The organism is Vibrio sp. 970 (genome assembly GCF_033339075.1).
Genome location: NZ_JAWOTW010000333.1, coordinates 1 through 691 on the forward strand (window position 1 = coordinate 1; position 691 = coordinate 691).

Annotated in this window: 1 protein-coding gene; it reads left to right on the forward strand. The window is 45.4% G+C overall.

Annotated elements, in window-relative coordinates:
* Positions 1–199 precede the first annotated feature (199 nt).
* Positions 200–691, forward strand: a 492-nt coding sequence (locus R7Q11_RS26490; protein ID WP_225467035.1) for an FAD-binding oxidoreductase, incomplete at its 3' end; no start/stop codon positions are given.

The window sequence follows — 691 nt, forward strand, 5'->3', positions numbered from 1 at the left end:
TTGCCGATTCTGCACTTTGGGTTTCCAAGCTTGTGCCGGAAGTGAATGATGACGCTCGAATGCGGTTTGTGTTGATGCGTGTGTTGTTTACTAGAAAATGACTACTAAAACGTCACGTTTAACAGTGAGGAAGCTTGTACAAGCTCGTAGTTGCATCACTTTTTACAAGCGCTCATGTAAAACGTGAGAGGCAACTAATATGAAGAGTTTAGAAAACACAACCATTGAACATTTCAAAAGTCACTTTCAAGGTGACGTCGTTTTACCTACCGATTCTAATTACGATGAAGTTCGCCAAATCTGGAATGGCATGATTGATCGCAAGCCGAGTTTGATTGCTCGCTGTAAGTCGACAGATGACGTTGTGATGGCGGTTAACTTTGCGCGAGACAATGGTCAGCTACTTTCTGTACGAGGTGGGGGACACAATATTGCGGGCAACGCTGTCTGTGATAATGGGGTCATGATCGACCTGTCGCTCCTTACCCAAGTCCGAGTTGATGAAAATGCCAAGAGAGCGTTTGTTGAGCCGGGCTGTACCTTAGGCGACTTAGACGAAGCCACTCAAAAACACGGGTTAGCGACCCCGGTAGGAATTAACTCTACCACTGGTATTGCTGGTCTTACTTTAGGTGGTGGTTTTGGTTGGTTGAGCCGTAAATACGGTATGACGATAGATAACTTAGTCTCT